The following is a 22,880-nucleotide window of genomic DNA, read 5'->3' on the forward strand; positions in this document are numbered from 1 at the left end:
CACAATCGAGGGTGTAGTTAGGGTCTGAAGCCGCCTGCTTCGAGGAGGCTGCGTGATGTAGTGGGGGGAGGTTGCGAAAGCCCAGGGCCAAGCCGCGTAGGTGCTCCAGGCGACCGTTCACCGCCTCGGTGGGGCCGTTGCTGGTGTGTGGCCGATCGAAGTAGGCCAGGACGTCCTCGGCGCGGCGGGTCAGGGTGCGGCCGAGCTTGCGCAGCTCGGCCAGTGGCTCGGGGACGCCGGCGGTGAGGGCCTCGATCACGGAGTTCATCTCGACGCGTCCGGTTGTCCGGTCGGGGTGCCGGTAGGCGTGGATAATGCGCTGGTAGATCCCCCAGGTCGCCTCAACCTCGACGTGGTCCTCTGTCGCGAAGGGCGCGGTGAGCCGGATGGTCTGTTTGTCGGTGAGCAGGTCGGCGCCGGTGTGCAAGGTCCGCCGCGCGCAGTAGAGCGGGTCGCCCTTGCGGCCGCGGTGCCCATGCAGCTGCTGCTGGACCCGCGCCGGCACTCCTCCAGCGCGTCTCCGGCGAGGCGGATCACGTGGAACGGGTCCGTCACAACGCCACCGCGTCCGGTAGCTCCTCGGTGGTGGCGGTCTTGAACCCGGTGAACCCGTCCATCGCGACGACCTCCACCCGGTCACGCCAGGCATGGGGACGTTCGGCGAGCCAGGTCTTGAACGCCTGCTTGGAGCGGCCCTCGACCATCTCCAGCAGCCGTGCTGGGCCGGTGCCGTCACGGATGCCGGTCAGGTCAACCATGTCGGTCACGTACTTCTCGCCACGCCGGGTGTGGCGCCAGACGTTCTCGTCCACGCCGATCGCGGTGACGCCGTCAAACCGGGCCGGGTCGTCGATCAGGACCCGCTTGCCCTCCGCGAGGACCGCGTCGTTGGCGGTGTCCCAGGCCACTCCCAGAGCCTCGGCCAACCTGGCGACAGTCAGGTGCTGGGTCACCAGGGCCACCAGCGCCCACCGCACCGCTGCACGCGACAGCTTCGCCCGCCGGTCCGCCGCCGCAGTGGTGTCCTGGCGCCACACCCGCCGGCACGCCTGACAGCCGAAGCGACGCACCCGGATCAGCAGCGTGGTGGGCCGCCACCCGAACGGCTCATGCGCCAGCTGCCGGGTCACCGTGCCCCGCGCGGCGCCCTCGGCCCCGCAGTGCCGGCAGAACGCGTCGTCATCGCCCGCGACCACCCGGCATTCCAGCACCGCCCGGTCAGGCTCCACGCGCTGGCCAACCGCAACGAGGCCAAGCTCGTCCAGGCGGGCGAAGGTCGTCAGATCAGGGGCATCAAAGGTAAGTTCACGCACGTCGAGGTCTTCTGGTCGGGTCGGTGTAGGAACCCCCATCATCAGGGGACCTCGACCCCTACCTCGACCCGGTCACACCACCACTGCTACACCCTCAGATCGGAAGAGCCCCCTTAGCTCTGTGACCCCGGGAAGCGGCGCCACCTCACGAGGAAGGGCGCCGACACCACCTCAGGAGCCAGCGGCTCCGTGGTGCACCCCACTCCGGAACGCCCCTGCGGCGATTGCACACAGCGAGACGGCCAGGAACATGTACACGGAGGCCTCGAGGGACTTGAAGAGGGCACCCCCAATCCCTGAGGTCAGGGCGAACGCCCCGAAACGGAGGAGGCCACCACCGAAGAGCGCAATCCAGGCAGTACTGGCGCTCGAGATGTTCTTGAGTCGCGATACGAGCCCTACCAAGATCCCACCCACGAAAGTACCCACCACGATCCCTGGCCACTGCCAGTTCCACCACATCTCAGCCACGATGCCCGGAGGGACGCCCGAGCGACCGTTCCCGTAGATGTACTCCCCGACGATGGGACCCGGGTTCACCAGGGGCTTCTCAGGCCACAGCGCGCGCGGGATGGGCGCGGCAAGCCACCCGGTGATCGTGGAGCCGTTCGCAGAGGGGAGCACCTCCGGCGTGTTGGCAATGATGTGGGATGCGTTGTAGAGGTCCGCGAAGTTCCGGTTGTAGATCACTGACTCCTCGATGACGCTCACCGCGAGGACATCCGAGAGCTCAACCTCCGAGGTGCTCGACCCGCGGGACAGCGTCAGGAAGTTGATCACGCCGATGCCCACGACGGTGACCAGCAAGAGAGCGATCAGCTTGGGCGGACGCTTCAGGAGAGACGCGATCGCGAGGGCGACGAAAACCGTGTACGCGATGTCCGAGCGCGCGTTGGTGATGATCGGGAAGAGGCAGCTCAGGATGAAGAGCAGCACGCCCGCGACCACCTCCGTCGACAGGAGACGAATCTTGTTGCCGGGCCGAAGGGAGTAGGCGACGTGCAGCCAGAAGGCCACAACCGAGAACTGGGTGAGGGAGCGCGCCACCCCGTGGCTCTCATAGTCCTGGGAGATCTCGGTCCCCCCACTTCGTGCCTTGCTGGAGAAGTCGGACAAGTTGACGCCACCGGCGGCAGAGACATACATGTACAGGGCCGCGAGACCTATGAGGGCACACAACAACACCACCACGGGCGTGCTGGGTCCAAGAACCGGCTTGCTGAGAATCCGCAGCGGGGAGCCCTTGAATTCCTTCTCAGGCCCCGCAAAGATGTAACCTGCGGTGAAGAGAGCGATGCCGAGCAGGTAGACCAAGCCGTTGTCCAGAAAGAACTCAGGCGGCTGCCCGAGCAGGAACAGCTCGTCCACCGAGCGCCCAGGAGAATCTCCAGTCAGCACGTACATCGGCCTGATACCGCAGGCGACGTACGTGATGGCAATCACCAGCGTCCAAGGCCCGTAGGCCGTGTAACCCCGCTGCGTGGCGGGCAGCGTGACGATGGCCGACGCGGCCGCACCGAGACACACCTGCCACAGCGAGGGGTTTCCCATCGCCATGATCCCCGCTACCGCAGCGACGAGAGACCAGCCCAGGAGGAGCAGGTTCGGGAGAACCGAGCGGCCCTCCTGGGCACCTTCTGCATGTTCCACCGCCGCCGTGATGGCCGTCATCGGACCTGCCCCCCGAGCCACGACACCACGGGCCACGTCATGGTCTGGATCAACCTCTGATCCGTTGCCGACAGCTCACTTCTCCACCGGTGGTCCTCACGGAGGGTGATCCGCTCGCCGCCACGGCCCGGGTTTCCGACGGCCGAGTGGCTCTCCCCCAGCTCCACCGTGCGCCCGACAAAGGGCGACGAGTCCGGGGGGATGCCCAGGGACGCAACCAGCTCGAGCGTCATCTGCTCGGCGTTCTCCACGAATCGCTCGTAGTCCCATCTCACGGCGCTGCGAGCCCTGGAGATCTTGAGAACAAGGACCGCATTGAGGTTCGCCCACACCCAGCGCGCCACCCCGACCGCAAGACTTCCTCCGGGCGGTGCGGACTCAGCGTTCCCCCGCTCCACCCCCCGCGACCTGAGGGTGGAGGACACGACCGCCTCCGGGCGGCGCATGACGTGCAGCAGTGAGTACTCAGCCCCACACAGGTCGAGGAAGAGCGCACCAGGCGTCGTCTTGGAGGTGTCCACCACGACGTCCGCCCCCGCTTTCTCGGCGGCCGCCGCCACGAGCCAGGTCGTTGCCGCGACCAGCAGTCGCACGTCATCCGGCCACGCGTGAGCAGGGGTACGGCGAAGACGCAGGAGCTCGGTGGGTCGAGTGGTCCGAGCCAGTCGGGCCCGTGTCGCGGCCAGGTCTCCGTAATCGGCGGACGAGATTCCAATCCTCGCGCAGACCTCCTGCAGCGCGTACGACCAGAGCGGGCAATCCGTGAGCACCTCACCGCACGCACACCTGTTGCCACGAGCCACATCGCGCCAGAAGAGCGAGATCTCGCCGATCGTCAGGACGCCCGGCTGCGTTCCGATGACCTCGCCGATCAGGGTCGACCCACTTCTGGCCGCACCCGTCACGTAGATGGTCCGGGGGTATGAGGGGGACCCAACCTCAGAGTGATCAACCATCTGCGTCTCCCGCAACTTCTTTGATTCGGACGATCTGATTTTGGGCCCCTTCGATCGTATTATCATCGAGCGTCGTGGTTGGCGAATTCTCCAAGGTGACCCCCGAGATCTGGGTGCCCTGAGTGTTCACCACCTTGTTCCGACGGACCCGAACCGCCTTGGCGGACGTCACGCGGATGCCCACCCGACCGTGGTCCTTACGATCACCCATGCGATTCTGGCCGTTGTCAACCAAAACATTCTCCTCCACCAAGATGTCCGCGGCAGTGGAATCGAATCGAGAGCCGACATATATTCCTGCGGTGTCGTTCTCGCGCACCTCGTTGCGCACGACGCGGACCTTCCGAGAGTGCGCGACGGTGATACCCACGTCGCCGCCACCCACTGAGGTGTTGTCCGCCACCTCCACATCTTGGGCGAACCGGACCGCGATCTGGTCAGCCGTGCCCGGTTCCTTCTCGTCTCGATATGACCTACCTGGCCCCGTGACCTCGCAACGGGTGATATTCAAGCTCTTGGTGACGTATCCCCGGGTGCCAGTCACGACCAGCGGGTACCTGGACGAACCACCGGCCCGGAGATCACTGATGCGGCAATCGGCAACACTCACCTGGGAGAATCGTTGGTTCCTCTTCTGTTGCAGGTAGATCCCCCGCTGTGACCAGTTGGCGACCTCGACACCCTCCAGCCGGACCCCGGAGCCCCCGCCCACAAGGCTCACGCCAGTAGCTGGCCCGTCGAGGAGGCACTGCTTGACCACCAGATCTCGCGGCATCCCGTGCGCCATGATGCCCAACGCGGCTGAGGTGCCCACCACCTCGCAGTTCTCGATCTGGACGTTCCTCGCTTCGCGCACCACCTGAATGCCGGAGATCAGGGGAGCCCCCCGGGACTCGATCCTCAGACCCGACAAGTGGGCGCCCGACTCCAGGATCACTGCGGACTTCAGCCGACCGGCGGCGTAGAGAAGAGCGCCCTCGTCCCCGGCCAGAGTCACCCCCGTTGGGACCTGAAGTGGTCTGTTGAGGCGGTGCCCGCCCTCGCGGCTCTCCAAACGCACCGTCTCCCCAGGCCGCGCACCGCGGAGCTGGTCGCGAATCTGCTTGAGGCCCGGCCGGTCGGGCGTCTCCTCTGGAGGGGTCGAACACGCTGCCACGACCGTCACTCCTGCTCCCAGCACAGCCGCCAGCACCGGGCGTCGCGAGACGCCCGGTGCCCGTAGTCCCGATGGACCATCGTTGCGGTGAGTCACCCCTCAGCCGTTCACCATGCCCGCGCCGACGGTGACTCCGGTGGCCTCGTCGATGAGGATGAACGAGCCCGTCGTCTTGTTGCGCTCGTACGGGTCGACCATGAGCGGCTGCGCCGAACGGATCTGCACACGGCCGATCTCGTTCAGGGCCAGCTCCCCGGCCTCCAGGTCACGGTGCAGCGAGTTCACGTCCAGCCGGTAGTCCACCGACTTGACGAGGCACTTCACCTGCCGGGTCGTGTGCTTGATGAGCAGCTTCGACTTCGGCTTGAGCGTCCTCGCGCCGTCCATCCAGCAGACCATCGCGTCGATGTCCTGGATCGGCTCCGGGGCGTTGTGCGGACGGCAGATCATGTCGCCGCGGCTGATGTCCACGTCGTCCTCGAGGCGCAGGGTGACCGACATCGGCGGGAACGCCTCGTCCATCTCCTGCTCCGCGAGGTCGACACCCGCGACGGTCGAGGTCATGCCGCTGGGCAGCACCATCACCTCGTCGCCCTTCTTGAACACGCCACCGGCGACCTGCCCGCCGTACCCGCGGTAGTCGTGCCACTTGTCGGACTTCGGACGGATCACGTACTGCACCGGGAAGCGGGCGTCCGTCATGTCCCGGTCAGCGCCGACGTAGACGTTCTCCAGGTGGTGCAGGAGGGAGGGCCCCTCGTACCACGGCATGTTCTCGCTGCGGTGGACCACGTTGTCGCCGACGAGGGCGGAGATGGGGATGATCTCCAGGTCGGGAGCGTTGAGCTTGGTCGCGAAGGCCTCGAACTCGTCGCGGATCTCCTCGAAACGCTCCTGGGAGTAGTCCACGAGGTCCATCTTGTTGACGCAGAGCACCATGTGGGGCACCCGCAACAGGGAGAGGAGCACCGCGTGGCGCCGCGACTGCTCGCTGAGTCCGTTCCGCGCATCCACCAGCACCATGCCCAGGTCGGCGGTGGAGGCACCGGTCACCATGTTCCGGGTGTACTGCACGTGCCCCGGGGTGTCGGCGATGATGAACTTGCGCTTCGGGGTCGCGAAGTAGCGGTATGCGACGTCGATGGTGATGCCCTGCTCGCGCTCGGAGCGCAGACCATCGGTCAGCAGTGCCAGATCGGTGTAGTCGAAGCCCTTGTCCTGAGACGTCTTCTCGACCGACTCCATCTGGTCCTCGAAGATCGACTTCGAGTCCATGAGCAGGCGACCGATGAGGGTCGACTTGCCGTCGTCCACCGAGCCGGCGGTGGCGAAGCGGAGCAGGTCCAAGCCAAGTTCGTTGCCCATCAGAAGTAGCCCTCCTTCTTGCGGTCCTCCATGGCGGCCTCGGAGAACTTGTCGTCGCCACGGGTAGCCCCGCGCTCGGTGATACGGGAAGCGGCCACTTCCTCGATGACCTTCTCCACGGTGTCGGCGTCGGACTCCAGACAGCCGGTGAGCGTCATGTCCCCCACGGTACGGAAGCGCACCGTGCGCTCGGAGACCGTCTCGCCCTCGCGGAGCGGGTTGTTCTCCGTCTCGGTGAAGAGCATGCCACCGCGCTCGAAGACACGGCGCTGGTGCGCGAAGTAGATCTCCGGGATGTCGACCTTCTCCCGGCCGATGTAGTCCCAGATGTCCAGCTCGGTCCAGTTGGAGAGCGGGAAGATGCGCATGTGCTCACCCTCGTGGATGCGCCCGTTGTACAGGCTCCACAGCTCGGGACGCTGGTTCTTCGGGTCCCACTGGCCGAACTCGTCACGGTGGGAGTACACGCGCTCCTTGGCGCGCGCCTTCTCCTCGTCCCGCCGTCCGCCTCCGAAGGCGGCGGTGTACCCCTCGGTCTCCAGGGCATTCAGCAGGGTGCCGATCTGGAGTCGGTTGCGCGGCGTCTTCCCGTCGTCCACGACGATGCCGTCCTTGATGGCCTGCTCGACCGACGCCACGTGCAGACGCAGCCCCAGACGCTCCACCCACCGGTCACGGCAGGCCAGCACCTCGGGGAAGTCGTAGCCGGTGTCCACCTGGAGGACCGGGAAGGGCACCTTGGCGGGGTAGAAGGCCTTCTCCGCGAGGCGGAGCATCACGATGGAGTCCTTCCCACCGGAGAACATGAGCACCGGCTTCTCGAACTCCGCAGCGACTTCGCGGAAGATGTGGATCGACTCGGCCTCGAGTTCGTCGAGCTGCGAGAGCCGGTAGTCAGGAAGAGTCGACATGTGCGACCTCTCTGCTGGCGGGCGGGTTGTCCAACTCACCATACCGCCCAGAATCACTGCCCCCGCCCCGGTAGGTCGCACCCCGTGCGGAGCTGCTCGGTCGACGGCCCGGAAGGTGCCATACTCACGAGATGTGAGTACCTCTCCGCAGACATCCCTGACCGGTGACGCCCGGCTCCTGGACCACTTGGACGCCCTGCGCCAGCTCGCACCCGAGGAGGGAGGCGTCGAGCACCTCCCCCGAGCGGGAGGGGCCGCTGCCCCGGACGGCAGCACGGTCGTCCTGGACCCCGAGGGCGTACCGGTCGCGCGCCTGTCCCCCCAGCCCATCGAGGGCGGTGGGGACGATCTGCTGACAGCGACCGTCGAGTGGCTCTCCGAGGCGTCCCCGCTCCCCTTCGCCCACCTCCGCCGGTGGCCCAGCGCCCCTCCCCGCACCGTCACCGTGCTCGAGGGGTTCCTGCCCACGCCCCCACCGGCTGACGTGACGGATCTCAATGCCGACGACCTCGTCCTGACCACCGTCCCGCTACGCACCGATGACGGGGGGATCGACCCCCGGGGCGCCGACACGCTCCGCCGGCTCAGCGAGTGCTCCAACGCCCGGGTGCTGCACGTGCCGGCCGCCGGCCGCGATCACTCACTCCGCCGACGAGTGCTCGCCGCGCTCGGGGCGGGCAGCACCCACCGGACCGCAAAGGGGGGAGCGCAACAACCCCTGCCCGGCGCCGGGGTTGTGCTCTTCACCGGCCTGAGCGGGTCCGGGAAGTCCACCCTCGCCCGCCACCTGCGGGACCAGCTGGTGGAGGCGAGCGACCACCGGGTCACCCTCCTGGACGGTGACGTCGTGCGGCACCACCTCTCGAAGGGGCTCGGCTTCTCCGCCGAGGACCGGCAGACGAACGTGCGCCGGATCGGCTGGGTGGCCACCCAGATCGCCTCTCACGGCGGGTTGACCATCTGTTCCCCGATCGCCCCGTTCGAGGTGGACCGGCAGGAGATCGCCGCGATGTGCGCCGAGAACGGCGTCCAGTTCCTCCTCGTCCACGTCGCCACTCCGCTGGAGGAGTGCGAGCGCCGTGACCGCAAGGGCCTCTACGCACGAGCCCGTGCGGGTGAGATCCCGGACTTCACCGGCATCTCGTCTCCCTACGAGACCCCGGCCCACCCTGACCTGCGCGTCGACACCACGGGCCGGACCATCGAGGAGGTCGGTACCGAGGTGTGGGACCTCCTGGCTGCCCACGGCCTGACCACCGCCGACACGCCTGACAAGGACGCCTCATGACGGAACTGTTCACCGGAGACTTCCTCCCGCTGCTCCTCGTGAGCAGCCTGATCGGCGTGGTCATCGGGTTGACCGGCATGGGTGGTGGGGCACTCATGACGCCTGCTCTGGTGTTCCTGGGCATCCCCCCGAGCACGGCCGTGGCCAACGACCTCGTGGCTGCGGCCGTCAACAAGAGTGTGGGAGCGACCGTGCACGCCAAGCACGGCTCACCGCACTTCAAGCTGGCAAAATGGCTCATCATCGGATCGGTGCCGACGGCCTTTGCGGGTGCCTTCATCATCGACAACCTGGGGGATTTCGACGTCCAGCAGACCTTCCTCAAGACAGCCATCGGGTGCACCCTGCTGATCACCGCGACCACGTACTTCCTCCGGATGTACCTGGAGCTGGCCCGCGGAATCCTGGACGACCCAAACGCCCCAGACCCCGAGGTCCGCCCGATCCCGACCCTCCTGATCGGCACTCTGGGTGGTCTCCTGGTCGGCATCACCAGCGTCGGGTCCGGCACCCTCATCATGGTTCTGCTCCTGCTGCTCTACCCCGCCCTGAGCGCTGTCAAGCTCGTGGGGACCGACCTCGTCCAGGCCATTCCCCTCGTCGTCTCGGCCGCGATCGGTCACGTCATCGTCAACGGCGTCGACTGGAGCATCCTCGTCCCCCTGCTGATCGGTGGCGCGCCGGGGACCTTCCTGGGGGCCAGACTGGCCGCCGTCGTGCCCCAGTCCATCGTGCGCCGCGGCATCGTCATCGTCCTGACGGTCAGCTCGTTGGCCATGCTGGGCGTCCCCTCGCTGTGGGTGGGCTTCAGCGGAGCCGCCCTGCTGATCCTCGGCCCCGTGGTGTGGGGACTGCTGCGCATGCACCACGGACTGCCTGCCTTCGAGAACGAGCACCTGCCCGGAGGGCGGCCCAAGGCCGCACGAGGTCGCGACTCAGAGTAGTTCCACACGCTGATGCGGCTCCCCACACCGACGTGTGGGGAGCCGCACCTGTGTGGATGGCCCTCAGCGCCCGGGACGCACCGTCTGGAGGATGCATTGCACGTCCTTGAGGAGCGACCAGTTCCGGATGTACTCCAGATTGATCCGAACCTTCTCCGGCCAGATGACCTCCCGGTTGTAGCGCTCGGGGTCATCCTGCTCCGCCAAGATCTCCTCTTCGTTGCGGAACGCCAGGGTTCCCGGCGAGGTGATGCCCGGGCGGATGGAGAGCAGCAGTCGATCCTCACCCTCGAGCCGATCAGCGAACCCGGGGACGTCGGGGCGAGGGCCCACGAAGCTCATGGCCCCCCTGAGCACGTCCCACAGCTGAGGGAGCTCGTCGATCTTGGTCCGGCGCATGAACGCCCCCGACCGGGTGATCCGGGGGTCGGTACTGGCGGTCACCGTGGTGCCGGGCGTGGTGGTGCTGCGCATGGTGCGGATCTTGTGCACGGTGAACGGCTCACCGTGTCGCCCGATGCGCCGCTGGCTGAAGATGCCCCACTCACGGGTGTCGACCGTGGCGACCACCGTGGCTGTCACGATGACCGGAGCTGCAGCCACGAGCCCGATGGAGGACACCGTGAGGTCGAACGCCCGCTTCACCGCCGCCTGCCGCGAGGTCAGTCCCGTCATGCCAGGCCGTCCTCTGGGTAGCCCAGGCGCTGCATCGTCGGGCCGACCATGTCCGCCAGACGCTCCCTCTCGGCGGGCGGGTACTGCGTGAGCGACTTGCCGATGCTGCCCGCAGAAACCGTGGCCACCGACTCCGCGGCGTAACGGTCCTCCAGCCCCAGCTCGTCCAGCAACCGACGCAGCTCGGCCTCCGGCTCCTGCACGAAGTCCTCATACGCCACGCGGTGGACCTTCTCTGGAGCCACGGCGGCGAGCTGGTCGAGGGTCAACGACGCGCACCGCTCCCACTGGGTGAGGGCCACCTCCTCCAAGGTGCAGCTCTCCTGCAGCTGCCGGAAGTCGTGCGGCCGCGGCCCCCACCACGTGGCGACCTTCAGGTCGGCTTCGGTGCTGCCAGCCTGGCCGCTTAGGATCTTGCCCAGACGGGTACGCAGGAAGGCCAGGATCTGCATCGGCAGATCCGCAACCGGCACGTAGCGCACCTTGCGCAGCGTGTACGCCAGGTCGAAGGGGGCGTTCCAGCGCTTCATCGTAGAGGCTGCTGCATCGAAACCGTCGCGATGGATGAAGACGAACTCCGCCTCGGGGAAGGTCTTGGCCGCGAAAGCCACCCGCATGGAGGTGGCACAGGTCTTCTCCACCAGCACGTCACATCCGAACTCCTCCGCCGCGTGGGCGAAGTTGCGGCGCAGGAAGCTCACGACCTCCGGCCGAGCATGCTCCGGGAGCAGCTCATCGTGCGGGACATCGAGATTGCCGTGCTTCCAGATCGGGTTGATCTCGTCGCAGGGCCAGGTCGAGACGCCCTCGAGGGACGTGAGGACGTCCCGCAACATGTTGGTGCCGGAGCGCGGCGCACCCACGATGATGATGAGCTTGTTCATGACTGGTGCGCTGCCCTCTCCTCGGCGATCTGGTCCAGCAGTCGACTCCACCTGCCCAGCACGACCGCTGCGTCGAACTCCGCCACAGCGTAACGCCGCACACGCTCGTGCCGTTCACGCCAGATCCCGTCGCGCAGCTCCCGGGCGGCCTCCATGAGACCGCTGGCGATCGCAGCGGCGTCACCGGGGGCGGCGTGCCATCCCAAGCCCTCGGTGACGACCGTCCCGGCCAGCTCGGAGTCGCCCTCGCAGACGACCAGCATCGGCAGGCCCTGCTCAGCATAGGTCGCCGTCTTCGACGGAAAGGCGTAGCGGACCACCTCGGGCTGCAGCGAGACCAAGCCCACGTGGGCCGAACGCATCAGGGCCTTGGCACTGGCCGGCGAACCGTGAGGCAGGAAGACGATCTCCACTCCGGCAGGCAGGTCGAGCCCCTCCGCCCGGGCGACGAGCTCGGACTTCGCCCGCCCCTCGCCCATGAAGACCAGCTGGACCGGTGTCTCCCCCGGGATCTGCGCCATGGCGTCAACCACTGCGTCAAGCCCCTGGAAGCGCCCGACGTTGCCGGTGAAGACCACCCGCAGGGTGCCTGTCTCCGGCGGGGGCAGCGGACTCCCGACCGGCTCGTCACCCCCCGGGAGGGAGAAGTTGTTCAGGATGACCACACGCTCGGCAAGCGTCTCGTCCCGCTGACGAACGGCGGCTGCCATGTCCTCGGAGAGGACGATGATGCGAGTGGCCTGACGCATGGCCCAGGTGTCGGCCGCCAGCAGGGTTCGGTACACGACAGGGTGCGCGAACTCCCCCGAGAGACGACCGATCTCCGGTTGCAGGTCCATGCAGTGGTAGACGAACGACATCCCCCGCAGCCTGGCAACGGCTGCCATGGCCACGCCCAGGGTGACCTGCGGCACGGTGGAGCACATCAGGACATCCGCATCACGGCGTGCCACGGCAGAAGCGATCGTCACCGGGAAGCCCACCAGGTTGACCAGCTGACGCCACCCGCCCCCACGCTCCTTCAGGGCGGGCACGCGAGTGACGGTGAAGCCGTCGAGCTCCTGGCTGCGCGGTACGTCCTCGACTCGCTGGGACGAGGTGTACGACGGCGGCGAGGAGAGCACCGTGACCCGGTGCCCGTCCCCGGACCAGCGGCCTGCGATGGATCGAAGAAGACTGGCGTAGGGCGGCGTGTCCGGCCAGAAGTAGCGGTGGACGGCGATGATCTTCACGACTCAGCCCTTCTCGTCTTGGTGTCTGGGTTGGCGGGCAGCCCGTAGTTGTCGCACAGCCGCTGGCAACTGGCTCGCGCCTCGAGCCCAGTGAGCCGGCAGTGCCCTCAACCTGTCCCCCGTCCTCCAACGGTCCTGCCCTCTGGGACGCGGAACGAGGGCCGATATCGCGAGCGTTAGGCGCTCACGCCAGCTCCGGGCAGCCTTGAGACGCATCATCCACATCGCCGCTCCGGAGCGCTGCCCGCTGCGAAGGGCCCACATCTCATCCCACCCGCTTCCCCACGTACCCCAGAACTCAGACCGCACGTTGAGGGCCGGACCAGCACCGAGAGTCTGGACTGCCCGCTGCAGATCTCCCGTCTCTCCATCGCCCAGCTCAGCCAGGGCTCGATCAGCGATTATCTGGGTTTTCGAGTCCACTGGGCTCCTGAGTGCATGGAGCATCAGGAGGAGACAGTGCTCAGACCGAGCCGGCACAGGCACCGGTCGATTGGCGAGCAGCAGACAGCTTCGTCGGGCCCACAAGAACTCGAAGGCAACAATGGGGGCGACCCCCACCCCGGGGAAGGTGCGATGCACGTCGACGGTGAGGCCCCACAGGTCGTGGGTGAGCACCACTGCATGGTCGGCCAGCGATGGCAGCCAATGAAGATGGGGCGTCTCCCACCCATCTGCCACGAGCGCTCGCATGACGGCCCTCTCCGTCAGTGGGTCAACCCAAACGTCCACATCCGAGGAGACGTGCCGGATCCCATCGGCCGCTCGTGGGAACTGTCGGGAGACCACCGGCCCCTTGATGAACAGATGACGTATCCCGGCTGCAGTCAGGCTGTCCCCCACAGCCACATGTGCAATCTCCACCCTCTCGGCGATCGTTAGTGCACCCGCCTGGATCTGAGAACTCACCGCCACGTCACCCAGCCACCGAGGAGTACCCCTGCGGGTTGGACCGCTGCCAGCGCCACGAATCCTCCACCATGCGCCTCAGTCCATGACGAGCACTCCACCCGAGTTCGTCCAGCGCCTTGTCCGCCGAGGCGTACACAACCGCGAGGTCCCCAGGGCGGCGTGGCCCGATGACCACGGGAACAGGATGACCACTCACCGCCCGGAACGCCTCCACCATCTCAAGGACCGATACCCCCGCTCCCGTTCCAAGATTCCAGACCGAGAAGGGCTGTGAGGTCTCCTGCAGCCGCCTCAGAGCGGCTGAGTGGCCGGCTGCCAAGTCCTCGACGTGGATATAGTCCCGCACGCCCGTCCCGTCCGGCGTGTCGTAGTCAGCTCCATGCACCGTCAGATGCTCCCTACGCCCCACGGCGACCTGAGAGATGTAGGGCACCAAGTTGTTGGGAGTACCCCGTGGGTCCTCCCCGATGAGCCCGGAACTGTGCGCTCCCACCGGGTTGAAGTATCGCAGGGACGCGATGCGCCAGTCAGGGTCCGCAACCGTCAGGTCCCGGAGGATCTGCTCGATGAAGACCTTGGTCCATCCGTATGCGTTGGTGGCCGACGTTGGAAGCTCCTCGGTCAGCGGACTCGCCCCGTCCTCGCCGTAGACGGTGGCCGAGGAGGAGAAAACCAGACAACGGACCCCGTGGCTCGCCATCGCATCCAGAAGATTGAGCGTTGTCACGACGTTTTGTCGGTAGTATTTCAGCGGCTGCTCGACACTCTCACCCACCGCCTTCAATCCCGCGAAATGCATGACTGCGTCGAACCCCCGCGCAAGGACGGCGTCCAGCCTCTTCGGGTCCATCAGGTCCACCTCGTGGAACACGACCTCCTCACCGGAGATCTCCTGGATCCGCTGCCAGACCACCGGGGACGAGTTGGACAGGTTGTCAATCACCTCCACCTGATGACCCCTGTACAGCAGATGGATGGACGTGTGTGACCCGATGTACCCCAACCCACCAGTGACGAGGATGCGCATGGTCACAGCCTACCCACACACCGTGGACGCCCTACGGAAGTCCCAAGAACGTGCACCCTCTGAATCGCCCCGGTTTTGGTGGAGGCTCTGATCCCACGGAAGGATGCAGAGCATGCCAGCACCATGGAAGTACCCCGACGAGCTGCGGGAGCGGGCCACACGGATGACGGTCGAGCCGACGTGATGGTGGGTGCGGGAGCGGTGGTCGCCCGCGACGTGCCCGACGGGGTCACCGTGGCCGGGGTACCCGCCCGCGTCATCGGCTGAGGGAGTCAGCCCTCATAACCCCGCGGGTTGCCTCGCTGCCAGCGCCAGGTGTCGGCAGCCATCTCCGCCAGCCGCTTCTCGGCCCGCCAGCCCAGCTCGTCCGCCGCCTTGTCCACCGAGGCGAACGCCTGCGCCAGGTCCCCCGCCCGGCGCGGGCCCACCCGCACCGGGATCTCCCGGCCGGTGACCTGGCGGAATGCCTCCACCATCTGCAGCACCGAGACCCCTCCCCCGGTGCCCAGGTTCCAGACGCCCACCGGGTGGTCCATTCGCGCCAGCTGGTCCAGCGCCGCCACGTGGCCCCGCGCCAGGTCGTCCACATGGATGTAGTCCCGAACCCCCGTGCCGTCCACGGTGTCGTAGTCGTCCCCGTGAACCGTCAGGTGCTCGCGGCGCCCGACCGCCACCTGCGCGATGTAGGGCACCAGATTGTTGGGGATGCCCTGCGGGTCCTCCCCGATCAGCCCGGACTCGTGGGCCCCGATGGGGTTGAAGTACCGCAGCAGCGCGATCCGCCACGTGGCGTCCGCGGCGGCCAGGTCGCGCAGCACCTGCTCGATGAAGACCTTGGTCCAGCCATACGGGTTCGTCGCCCCGGTGGGGGCGTCCTCCGCCAGGGGCGACACCCCATCGGGGCCGTAGACGGTGGCCGAGGACGAGAACACCAGCTGGCGCACCCCGTGGCGGGTCATGGCCTCCAGCAGGTTGAACGTTGACTCGAGGTTGGTGCGGTAGTAGCGCAGGGGCTGCTCCACGCTCTCCCCCACCGCCTTCAGGCCGGCGAAGTGGATGACCGCGTCGAACCCGCGGGAGACCACCTGGTCGGTGGCGTCGCGGTCCAGCAGGTCCACCTGGTGGAAGGTGATTGGCCCGCCGGCGATGTGGCCCATCCGCTCCAGGGCCACCGGGGAGGAGTTGGACAGGTTGTCCAGCACCTCCACCTCGTGGCCCTCGGCCAGCAGGAGCAGGGTCGTGTGGGAGCCGATGTAGCCGGCTCCGCCCGTCACCAGGATGCGCATGGGCCCATGCTAGCCGTCCGCCGGGGTCACGACGCACCCCCCCCGAGCCGCAGGGACCCCGGCGGGGGGGGCGGGAGGACGTTCGTGACAGGTCTCACACAAGGGTTCGATGTTGCTCAAAACCCCTGTGTGGCAAAGGCTTGCACGGGGGCGACAGCGCGCTGACAGAATCAGCGTTGCGCCGGGGCCCGCACGAGGGTCACACTGAACAACACCTGGACGCAGTCCCACCGCTGCTCGGGCCGCTGGCTGATCCCCCGCGCGGCCCGGATCCCCTACGCTGCGGGCGTCCCCCCATCAGCAAGGAGCCCTCCTCATGCCCCCCCGCCCCCTGCTCTCGCGCGCCCTGAGCGCCCTGACCCTCACCTCCCTGGGCCTGATCACCCCGGCCACCGCCCAGGCCGCTGACGCCCCGGCCCCCTCGGTGCAGGTCGTCGCCGACCCCAGCATCGAGCTGGTGGTGCTGGTGCTCGATGACGGGTCGCCGACGATGGACGCGTACACCGACCGACTGGTCCGCGAGGGCGTGCCCCACCGGCTGGTGAACCTGAACGCCGCTGACCGGCCCACCATCGACGCGTCCTTCCTGACCGTCGGCGGTCGCGCCGACCACGCCGCCTTCCAGGGCGTCATCACCCCCAACTCGGCTCCCGCGCAGCTCTCCGAGGCGGAGGCGGACGCCCTGCGCGACTGGCAGGCGCGCTTCGCCATCCGCCAAATCTCGGCCTACGTCTACCCCTCGGCCGCCGTCGGCCTGCAGACCCCCGAGGCCGCCGGGCCCCTGGACGACAGCACCCTCCAGGTGACCCCCAGCGCCCGGGCCGGCGCGTTCAGCTACCTTGACGGCCCGGTGCCGGTGGACGACGTGAACCCCGCGGTCACCGAGACCTACGGGTACCGCGCCGCCGCGCTGGAGGGAGGCGCCGAGGCGGTGGCCACCAGCAGCGCGCCGTCGGGAGCCACCGCGGTGATGACCGGCATCCACCGCGCCGACGGCCGGGAGGAGATGTTCAACACCTTCTCCTTCAACCGCTACCAGGTTCACACCCGCATCCTGGTCCACGGCCAGATCGAGTGGCTGACCCGCGGCATCCACTTGGGCAGCTACAGCAACGCGTTCTCCGTGCACTCCGACGACACGTTCAGCGCCAGCAGCCTGTGGAGCCCCCACGGCAACTGCACCATCGGCGCCGGGTGCGACCCGGCCCAGGTGCTCCCCGACGAGCCGGCCACCGCCCGGATGGACGCGGCCGACGTGGAGTTCATGCGCTCCTGGCAGCAGCAGTGGGGCCTGAAGATCGACCAGGCCTTCAACGGCGCCGGCTCCCGGGAGTACGCCGCCACCCACGGCACCGACCCGTTGCTGGCCGCGCTGCGCACCCGACCCCGCGACTTTCGCTTCATCAACCACACCTGGAGTCACCGCCACCTGGGCTGCGAGCGCCAGTACGACCCGGTGACCGGCGCTGCCAGCTGCCAGCGGGATGCCGCCGGCGCCGTGGTGACCGTGCCCCGGGCCACCCTCGTCGAGGAGATCCGGCGCAATCTGGACTTTGCGTTCTGGAACGGCCTGCCGGTGGACCGCACCGAGCTGATCACCGGGGAACACTCCGGCCTGCTGGGTGACCCGGAGCTGTCCACCGACAACCCGAACCTGGGCGGCGCGCTGCGTAGCACCGGGGTGCGGTGGATCGCCGCGGACAACAGCCGCGACCCGTGGCAGCGCCCGGTGGGCCCGGCCCTTACCGTGCCCCGCCACCCGATGAACATCTTCTACAACGCGGCCACCGAAGAGCAGCAGGTGGACGAGTACACCTGGATCTACTCCTCCCGGGCGGACGGTGGCTCCGGCCACTGCGAGACCGACCCCCGCACCACCTGCCTGCCCCCGCTGAGCGGGGCGGAGGACTTTCAGGACGTGCTGGTGCCCCGGGAGGCGGCCAACGCCCTCTCCCGCGTGGTGAACAACGACGCCCGCCCGCACTACGTACACCAGGCCAACCAGACCGGCGATCGCATCATCTACCCGGTGCTGGAGCGTCTGCTGACCGACTACCGCGCGATCTTCGCCGACAACACGCCGCTGGTGAACCCCACCCAGGCGGAGGCCGGTGAGCAGCTGCGCGCTGCGGCGGCCTGGCAGGCCGAGGGCGACGCCCGCGCCACCTGGCGCGGCGGCCGGGTGCAGCTGCGCGCCACCGGCGACGGCGCCACCATCCCGGTCTCGATGCCGGCCGGCACCACCAGTGGCTGGTCCCGCCTGCCCCAGGAGTACGCCGGCAAGGCCGTGGGCACCTACGAGGTTGGCACCTGGCTGCCGCGCACCCTCACCGTTCCCGGCGACGGATGGGGTGCTTCGGCCACGAGGTCCTCGTGACCGCGCCGCCCGTGCGGGTGGCGATGGTCACGGAGGGCACCTATCCCTACACGACCGGCGGCGTCAGCACGTGGTGTGACCAGCTGGTGCAGGGCATCGACGTGTCCTTCGACCTGGTCGCCCTGACCGGGACGGGGACCGAGGAGCTGCGGTGGGAGCTGCCGGCCTCGGTCCGAAGCGTGCAGCAGGTGGGCGTGTGGGCACGCTGGGAACCCACACGCACCCGACGGGAGCACCGCCGGGCCCTGCGGGACGTCACCACCCGGATGTGGGATGCGGCCATCGCGCCCTCCGACGAGCGCACCGACGAGTTCGACGCCGCGATCGCGGACTGGCTCGAGCTGGCCCGGGACACGTCGGTGAGCGCGCTGCTCACCCGCGAGGGGTCCCTGGGCGGGCTTCTGGATGCCTGGAACCGGCACGCCGGGGACCTGCCGCCCCTCTCGGTGGCCGAGGCCGCACGCGCCTGCGGCCTGGTGGACCGCACCCTGGCCCTGGCCGACACGCGGCTGGCCGACGACATCGACGTCGTCCACGCCACCGGCAGCGGCCCCACCTCGCTGGTGGCGATGGCGCACGAGGCCCGCACCGGTGCCCGGTGGCTGCTCACCGAGCACGGGGTGCAGCTGCGGGAGCGCTACCTGGCGGCCGCGGACGAGCGCAGCTGGTCGGTCCGCCGGGCCGTCACCTCCTTCCACCGGCATCTGGCGGGGCTGGCCTGCCGACGGGCCGACCGGTTGCTGCCGGTCACCGAGTTCAACGCGCGGTGGGAACGGCGCCTTGGGGCCCCGGCGTCCGCCATCCGGGTCATCCACAACGGGGTGGAGGTGGACCGGTACCCCGTGATCGAGCGCGAGCCGGAGGTGCCCACCACGGCCTTCGTCGGCCGCATCGACCCGCTGAAGGACCTGGCCACCCTGATCCGGGCCCACGCCCTGGTGCGCCAGCGGGTGCCGGACGCACGGCTGCGGCTGTTCGGCCCGCTGAACGACGCCAACCGTGAGTACGCCGCCAGCCTGGAGCAGGTGGTGGACGAGCTGGGGGTGGGCGACAGCGTGACCTTCGAGGGGGCCTCCCCCGGCAGCCGCCCCGGCTTCGAGACCGGCCACGTAGTGGCCATGTCCAGCATCAGCGAGGGCCTGCCCTTCGGCCTCATTGAGGCGATGATGTGCGGCCGCGCCACCGTCTCCACCGACGTCGGCGGGGTGTCCGACTGCGTGGACGAGGAACAGACCGTCGGGGCGCTGGTCCCGGCCCGTGACCCGCAGGCCCTGGCCGACGAGCTGGCCCACCTGCTGACCGACCACGAGGCGCGCCACACGATGGGGCGCCGCGCCGCGGTGTGGGCGCGCGAGCGCTTCGACCTGCGCCAGTGCCTGGAGGCCTACCACGAGGAGTACCTGCACGCAGCCGAGACCCGGACCCGCTGATGCCCTCCTCCGTCGCGCCCCGCCCCCCGGTGGACCCCGGGCCGGACGTCGCCCAGGCTGCCGCCGGGGCGGTGGACGCGTGGGACATGACCGCGCGGATCGAGGCGGCCGGCGTCACCGACCGCACGGCGCGCGCACTGTGGGGGCACCCGGACGTCTTCTCCGTGGCCGAGGAGATCTACGCAGAGCAGGAGGCCCCGCCCACCCGGCGGCACGCCATGGTGCAGCGGCGGCTCATGACCGCCTCCCTGCGGCGGGCCCTGCTCATCGTGGCGTGCGCGCTGCTCTCGGCCGCGGTCCAGCACGCCCTGGGCATCTCGGTGCTGGCGATGGGCACGGCCGGCGGGTTGGGGTGGGTCGCCGGTCAGACCGTGGCCGGGACCTCCTGGCACGCCCTGGGTGCCGGCCAGCCCCAGCGCGCGCTCGACGTGGGCTGGTGGCTGGCCCAGCGGCTGGGGCAGGGCAGCCTGGTGCTGGTCCTGCTGTACGCCACGCTGGTCCCGGACCGGGTGGAGATGGTGCTGGTCTGCCTGGGGTGGATGGTGCTGACCTGTTGTCTGTCCCTGTTGCTGGTGGTCAACCGCTACGGCGGCGCGCTACTGGCCTGCGGGGCCGCGGCCGGGCTGGCATGGCTCCTGCAGTGGCCGCTGGACGGGCGGGCCGAGCAGTGGGCCGTGGCCGGCGTCGCCCTCACCTGCGTGCTGGGGGTGGCCTGCGCCGTGGTGCTCCGCACCACCCACGTCTGGCGGGTGCCCGCGCCCACCGGCACCGAGGCCCGCGCCGCGGTGCCTCCCCTGCTGCAGGCGCTGGTGCTGGTGGTGGCCCTCCTGCTGGCCCTGAACGCGGCCCCCGCGAACGCGACCACCGCGATGGTCGCGGGTATCGTCGGGGCCATGTGCCTGCTGGACCCGTGGATCACCGGCGTCCGGGTGAGCCTCGCGAACGTCGCCCACCGGAGCACGTCCCTGGGGTGGTCCCGCAGCGCCGCGTGGTCGCTGGTGCTGGCCACCTCCGTGGCCACCGCACTGGTCTGCGCCGGAGCCGTGCTGCTGGCCGCCCCCCCTCCTGCAGATCCCTTCCCCCGGGGCGCGGGGGGCCGCCTACGCCGCGGCCGGGTTCGGCGTGCCGGCGGCCCTCTCGGCCCTGCTGGCGGCGTTCGGTGACAAGTGGGGTCCCCTGGTCCCCGCCGTCGGCGCCCTGGTGACCGCCTGGGCGGCCCTGGCGCTGGACCGGGCCCTGTGGGTGGTGGTGGTCGCCGCCCTGTGCACCGCGGTGAGCCTGCTGTACAGCATCCGCCACTTCCACGACGCGCGGGTGTTCGTGTGACCACGCCGGAGCACGTCCGGGTGCCCCGCCCCGCGCCGGGGTGGCCGCTGTACGCCCACCCCGTCACCCACCCCGCCGTGTGGGAGCGCGCCACCGCGATGGCGGCCAGCTGGCGGCAGTGGGGCGACGGCCTGGTGGTGGTCAACGTCCACGACGGTCCCGGTGACCAGCGGTCGTGGCAGGCCTACCAGCCCGCCCTCTGTGCCCTCACGACGGCGGCCCCCGCCCCCTGCGTCGCGGGGTACGTGCACACCGGGTGGGGGCTCCGAGCCGTCGAGGCGGTGCTGGCGGACGCCGCCACCTGGCGACAGCGTGACGGGCTGCGCACGCTCATGCTGGACGAGTGGTGCAGCGGCGACGAGCACCCCGAGCAGGTGGACCGCTCGCTGCGCATGCTCGAGCTCCTGCGGCCCGACTGGGAGCGGGTGGTGATCAACCCCGGGCGCCGGCTGGACCCCGGGTACGCCCGCCGCCTGGATGGCCTGGTCGACGCCGCCTGCACCGCTGAGGAGTCCAGCAGCGCCACCCCTCCGGAGCCGGAGCCGGGTCACCTGCCGGACGGTGCCCTGCGGTGGACCCTGGTGCACTCCGCCCCGCAGGGACGTGCGGTCCCCGGCGTGCTCGGGGCGGACCTGGCGTGGTGCACCGCCTCAGCCCCACCCCACCCCTGGGACGGTAGCGGCTCGGCCACGGCGCCGTGATCCCGCCCGGGGCGGGGCCGGGGGCCAGGGACACGCCACGCCCGCTCCCGGGGGTGGGGGCGCCAGGTGCTGACCATGGCCAGGGCCAGCAGCAGCTCGGCGATGTCCCCGGCGTAGGACATGAGGTCGGCGCCGGCCCGCAGGTCGTCGGCGGGTGCCTGCACGTGCGGCAGCACCCCGGCGTACACCAGCTGGGCAAGCACCGCGTGGCCGGCGACGGCCACCCCCAACACCACCAGCCGCGCGGGCACCGAGGGACGGTGCGGGGCAGGATCCGGCCCGGCCATGGAGGACGCGAACAGGTAGCCCGCCAAGAAGAAGTGCAGGTGCACCACGTGGTGCAGGGCCGGTTGCTCGGTGGTGGCCTGGTACAGGGGCGCCAGGTACAGCAGGTAGAGCCCGCCGACGTTCAGCACCAGCGCGGTCACCGGGTGGGCGAGCACCCCCAGGGGGGCCGAGCCCAGCAGACGCCCCAGGACCCGGGCACGGCGCTGCGGCAGCGAGCGCAGCAGCAGCGTGACCGGGGCGCCCAGCACGAGGGCCAGCGGCGCGTACATGCCGATGAGCAGGTGCTGGTACATGTGGGCGGCGAAGGAGCCGTGGGGCAAGGGGATGAGGGCCGGCACCAGGCCGGCCACCAGCAGCGCGCAGCCGGCGGAGAAGCTGGCCACCCGCCAGCCGCTCCACCCACGGTGCTCCCGCCGCCGGAGCAGGGACAGCACCAGGTAGCCGACCGCGACGGCCACCACCACCGCCACCGGTCCCACGACGGCCCAGTCGGTGCCGGAGCCCGCGGGGTGCGCGTGGCCGCCGTGCCCAGGGTCCGTGCCGGGGTGCAGGCCCCTGACGGGGTACAGGCTCACGGCCGGGCGGAGGCTGCCGCGGGCTCGGCCGGACGGCCCCCACGCTGCAGCAGCCACCCGCCCAGCACGAGCAGCGCGCCGAGGGCGAGGAAGGCGAGGTCGGCCACCGTCTGGTACCGGCCGCTGATGACGTGGTGGATGCCCAGCAGGTGGTGGTCCACCACCCCCTCCACCAGGTTGAACAGCCCCCAGCCCACGAGGATCCACCCCCACAGCACCCGGGAGGCCCAGACCCGGCCGCGCGCGTGGGACACCCGGGCATAGAGGACGCCCAGGCCGGCGAGCACCGCCAACCAGGTGGCGGTGTGGAACAGCCCGTCCCACAGCGTGTTCATCTGCAGGCCGTGGACGGAGGTGACCGGGTAGGAGCCGATGTCGACGTTCGCGCTCTCGGAAGCGCTGAGCATGTGGTGCTACTGCAGAATCTGGTGCAGCAGGATGCCGTCGAGGAACCCGCCCAGTCCCACCCCCAGCAGGATGCCGGGGAGCTGGATGCTGGGCGGTTGGTCGTCCGCACGGGCCTGACCGACGGTGCTGCCGGTGTCAGTGGAGGGGATCATGGT

At 69.4% G+C, this 22,880-nt stretch carries 18 protein-coding genes and 3 pseudogenes; 7 read left to right on the top strand and 14 right to left on the bottom strand.

What is annotated here, in order from left to right; genetic code table 11:
- Positions 1–17: 17 nt before the first annotated feature.
- From CFT82_RS02725 to cysD, 6 genes and pseudogenes are all read right to left on the bottom strand, one after another.
- Positions 18–1,352: pseudogene (locus tag CFT82_RS02725) on the bottom strand (ISL3 family transposase).
- Between the two features lie 132 nt (positions 1,353–1,484).
- Positions 1,485–2,984, bottom strand: a complete 1,500-nt coding sequence (locus tag CFT82_RS02730) for an O-antigen polymerase (RefSeq protein ID WP_088817540.1) — start codon at positions 2,982–2,984, stop codon at positions 1,485–1,487.
- The gene (locus tag CFT82_RS11425; RefSeq protein ID WP_143469459.1) at positions 2,981–3,577 is read right to left on the bottom strand and encodes a hypothetical protein; all 597 of its coding nucleotides are present in this window, start codon (positions 3,575–3,577) and stop codon (positions 2,981–2,983) included. The genes CFT82_RS02730 and CFT82_RS11425 overlap by 4 nt, the downstream gene beginning before the upstream one ends.
- Before the next feature lie 355 nt (positions 3,578–3,932).
- Positions 3,933–5,105 carry a right-handed parallel beta-helix repeat-containing protein gene (locus CFT82_RS02740; RefSeq protein WP_088817542.1) on the bottom strand — a complete coding sequence of 391 codons (1,173 nt, stop codon included), beginning with the start codon at positions 5,103–5,105 and terminating at the stop codon, positions 3,933–3,935.
- A 90-nt stretch (positions 5,106–5,195) separates the two neighbouring features.
- Complete coding sequence (locus CFT82_RS02745) at positions 5,196–6,461, bottom strand: sulfate adenylyltransferase subunit 1 (protein WP_088817543.1); 1,266 nt, start codon at positions 6,459–6,461, stop codon at positions 5,196–5,198.
- Positions 6,461–7,372, bottom strand: coding sequence for a sulfate adenylyltransferase subunit CysD (gene cysD / locus CFT82_RS02750; RefSeq protein ID WP_088817544.1), 912 nt, complete (start codon positions 7,370–7,372; stop codon positions 6,461–6,463). The genes CFT82_RS02745 and cysD overlap by 1 nt, the downstream gene beginning before the upstream one ends.
- 133 nt (positions 7,373–7,505) lie before the next feature.
- On the opposite strand from cysD, the gene cysC reads away from it, so the two are divergent.
- The gene (gene cysC, locus CFT82_RS02755; RefSeq protein WP_234994243.1) at positions 7,506–8,660 is read left to right on the top strand and encodes an adenylyl-sulfate kinase; all 1,155 of its coding nucleotides are present in this window, start codon (positions 7,506–7,508) and stop codon (positions 8,658–8,660) included.
- Complete coding sequence (locus CFT82_RS02760) at positions 8,657–9,604, top strand: sulfite exporter TauE/SafE family protein (protein ID WP_088817546.1); 948 nt, start codon at positions 8,657–8,659, stop codon at positions 9,602–9,604. Before cysC ends, CFT82_RS02760 begins: the two co-directional genes overlap by 4 nt.
- Positions 9,605–9,667: 63 nt before the next feature.
- Here CFT82_RS02760 and CFT82_RS02765 read toward each other — a convergent pair whose 3' ends face one another.
- From CFT82_RS02765 to galE (CFT82_RS02790), 6 genes are all read right to left on the bottom strand, one after another.
- On the bottom strand, positions 9,668–10,279 hold the full coding sequence (locus tag CFT82_RS02765; protein ID WP_088817547.1) for a sugar transferase: 612 nt from the start codon (positions 10,277–10,279) through the stop codon (positions 9,668–9,670).
- Entirely contained in the window at positions 10,276–11,163 is an 888-nt protein-coding gene (locus tag CFT82_RS02770) for a sulfotransferase family protein (protein ID WP_088817548.1), read from the bottom strand. The genes CFT82_RS02765 and CFT82_RS02770 overlap by 4 nt, the downstream gene beginning before the upstream one ends.
- Positions 11,160–12,395, bottom strand: a complete 1,236-nt coding sequence (locus CFT82_RS02775; protein ID WP_088817549.1) for a glycosyltransferase family 4 protein — start codon at positions 12,393–12,395, stop codon at positions 11,160–11,162. Before CFT82_RS02775 ends, CFT82_RS02770 begins: the two co-directional genes overlap by 4 nt.
- A gap of 3 nt (positions 12,396–12,398) precedes the next feature.
- Positions 12,399–13,310, bottom strand: coding sequence for a nucleotidyltransferase family protein (locus tag CFT82_RS12315; protein ID WP_407656017.1), 912 nt, complete (start codon positions 13,308–13,310; stop codon positions 12,399–12,401).
- A 1-nt stretch (position 13,311) separates the two neighbouring features.
- Entirely contained in the window at positions 13,312–14,334 is a 1,023-nt protein-coding gene (gene galE / locus CFT82_RS02785) for a UDP-glucose 4-epimerase GalE (protein ID WP_088818292.1), read from the bottom strand.
- A gap of 272 nt (positions 14,335–14,606) precedes the next feature.
- The gene (gene galE, locus CFT82_RS02790; RefSeq protein ID WP_088817551.1) at positions 14,607–15,620 is read right to left on the bottom strand and encodes a UDP-glucose 4-epimerase GalE; all 1,014 of its coding nucleotides are present in this window, start codon (positions 15,618–15,620) and stop codon (positions 14,607–14,609) included.
- Between the two features lie 316 nt (positions 15,621–15,936).
- Here galE (CFT82_RS02790) and CFT82_RS02795 point away from each other — a divergent pair, with 316 nt between their 5' ends.
- The 5 genes and pseudogenes from CFT82_RS02795 to CFT82_RS11985 form a co-directional block, all read left to right on the top strand.
- On the top strand, positions 15,937–17,997 hold the full coding sequence (locus tag CFT82_RS02795; protein ID WP_088817552.1) for a hypothetical protein: 2,061 nt from the start codon (positions 15,937–15,939) through the stop codon (positions 17,995–17,997).
- Entirely contained in the window at positions 17,994–19,427 is a 1,434-nt protein-coding gene (gene pelF, locus CFT82_RS02800) for a GT4 family glycosyltransferase PelF (protein WP_159461829.1), read from the top strand. The genes CFT82_RS02795 and pelF overlap by 4 nt, the downstream gene beginning before the upstream one ends.
- On the top strand, positions 19,427–20,590 hold the full coding sequence (locus CFT82_RS11650; RefSeq protein ID WP_088817554.1) for a hypothetical protein: 1,164 nt from the start codon (positions 19,427–19,429) through the stop codon (positions 20,588–20,590). Before pelF ends, CFT82_RS11650 begins: the two co-directional genes overlap by 1 nt.
- Positions 20,550–20,753: a hypothetical protein gene (locus CFT82_RS11655; RefSeq protein ID WP_159461830.1), complete on the top strand. Its 204-nt coding sequence runs from the start codon at positions 20,550–20,552 to the stop codon at positions 20,751–20,753. Before CFT82_RS11650 ends, CFT82_RS11655 begins: the two co-directional genes overlap by 41 nt.
- 98 nt (positions 20,754–20,851) lie before the next feature.
- Positions 20,852–21,292 (top strand): annotated as a pseudogene (locus tag CFT82_RS11985) (spherulation-specific family 4 protein); the annotation flags it as partial.
- An 8-nt stretch (positions 21,293–21,300) separates the two neighbouring features.
- Here CFT82_RS11985 and CFT82_RS02815 read toward each other — a convergent pair.
- Both CFT82_RS02815 and CFT82_RS02820 read right to left on the bottom strand, forming a co-directional pair.
- Positions 21,301–22,317 (bottom strand): cytochrome c oxidase assembly protein, encoded by a 1,017-nt coding sequence (locus tag CFT82_RS02815; protein ID WP_200815029.1) that lies wholly within the window; start codon positions 22,315–22,317, stop codon positions 21,301–21,303.
- Positions 22,314–22,877 (bottom strand): annotated as a pseudogene (locus tag CFT82_RS02820) (DUF2243 domain-containing protein). The gene CFT82_RS02815 and the pseudogene CFT82_RS02820 overlap by 4 nt, the downstream one beginning before the upstream one ends.
- Positions 22,878–22,880 lie beyond the last annotated feature (3 nt).

It is taken from the genome of Kytococcus aerolatus, from assembly GCF_900187395.1.
Lineage (GTDB): Bacteria > Actinomycetota > Actinomycetes > Actinomycetales > Dermatophilaceae > Kytococcus > Kytococcus aerolatus.

Coding starts and splice junctions, on each gene's coding strand:
- galE (WP_088817551.1), bottom strand. CDS start 15,620: ATGCGCATCCTGGTGACGGGCGGAGCCGGCTACATCGGCTCCCACACG.
- CFT82_RS11650 (WP_088817554.1), top strand. CDS start 19,427: ATGCCCTCCTCCGTCGCGCCCCGCCCCCCGGTGGACCCCGGGCCGGAC.
- CFT82_RS02765 (WP_088817547.1), bottom strand. CDS start 10,279: ATGACGGGACTGACCTCGCGGCAGGCGGCGGTGAAGCGGGCGTTCGAC.
- CFT82_RS02795 (WP_088817552.1), top strand. CDS start 15,937: ATGCCCCCCCGCCCCCTGCTCTCGCGCGCCCTGAGCGCCCTGACCCTC.
- CFT82_RS02730 (WP_088817540.1), bottom strand. CDS start 2,984: ATGACGGCCATCACGGCGGCGGTGGAACATGCAGAAGGTGCCCAGGAG.
- CFT82_RS02745 (WP_088817543.1), bottom strand. CDS start 6,461: ATGGGCAACGAACTTGGCTTGGACCTGCTCCGCTTCGCCACCGCCGGC.
- galE (WP_088818292.1), bottom strand. CDS start 14,334: ATGCGCATCCTCGTCACTGGTGGGTTGGGGTACATCGGGTCACACACG.
- CFT82_RS02760 (WP_088817546.1), top strand. CDS start 8,657: ATGACGGAACTGTTCACCGGAGACTTCCTCCCGCTGCTCCTCGTGAGC.
- cysD (WP_088817544.1), bottom strand. CDS start 7,372: ATGTCGACTCTTCCTGACTACCGGCTCTCGCAGCTCGACGAACTCGAG.
- CFT82_RS02770 (WP_088817548.1), bottom strand. CDS start 11,163: ATGAACAAGCTCATCATCATCGTGGGTGCGCCGCGCTCCGGCACCAAC.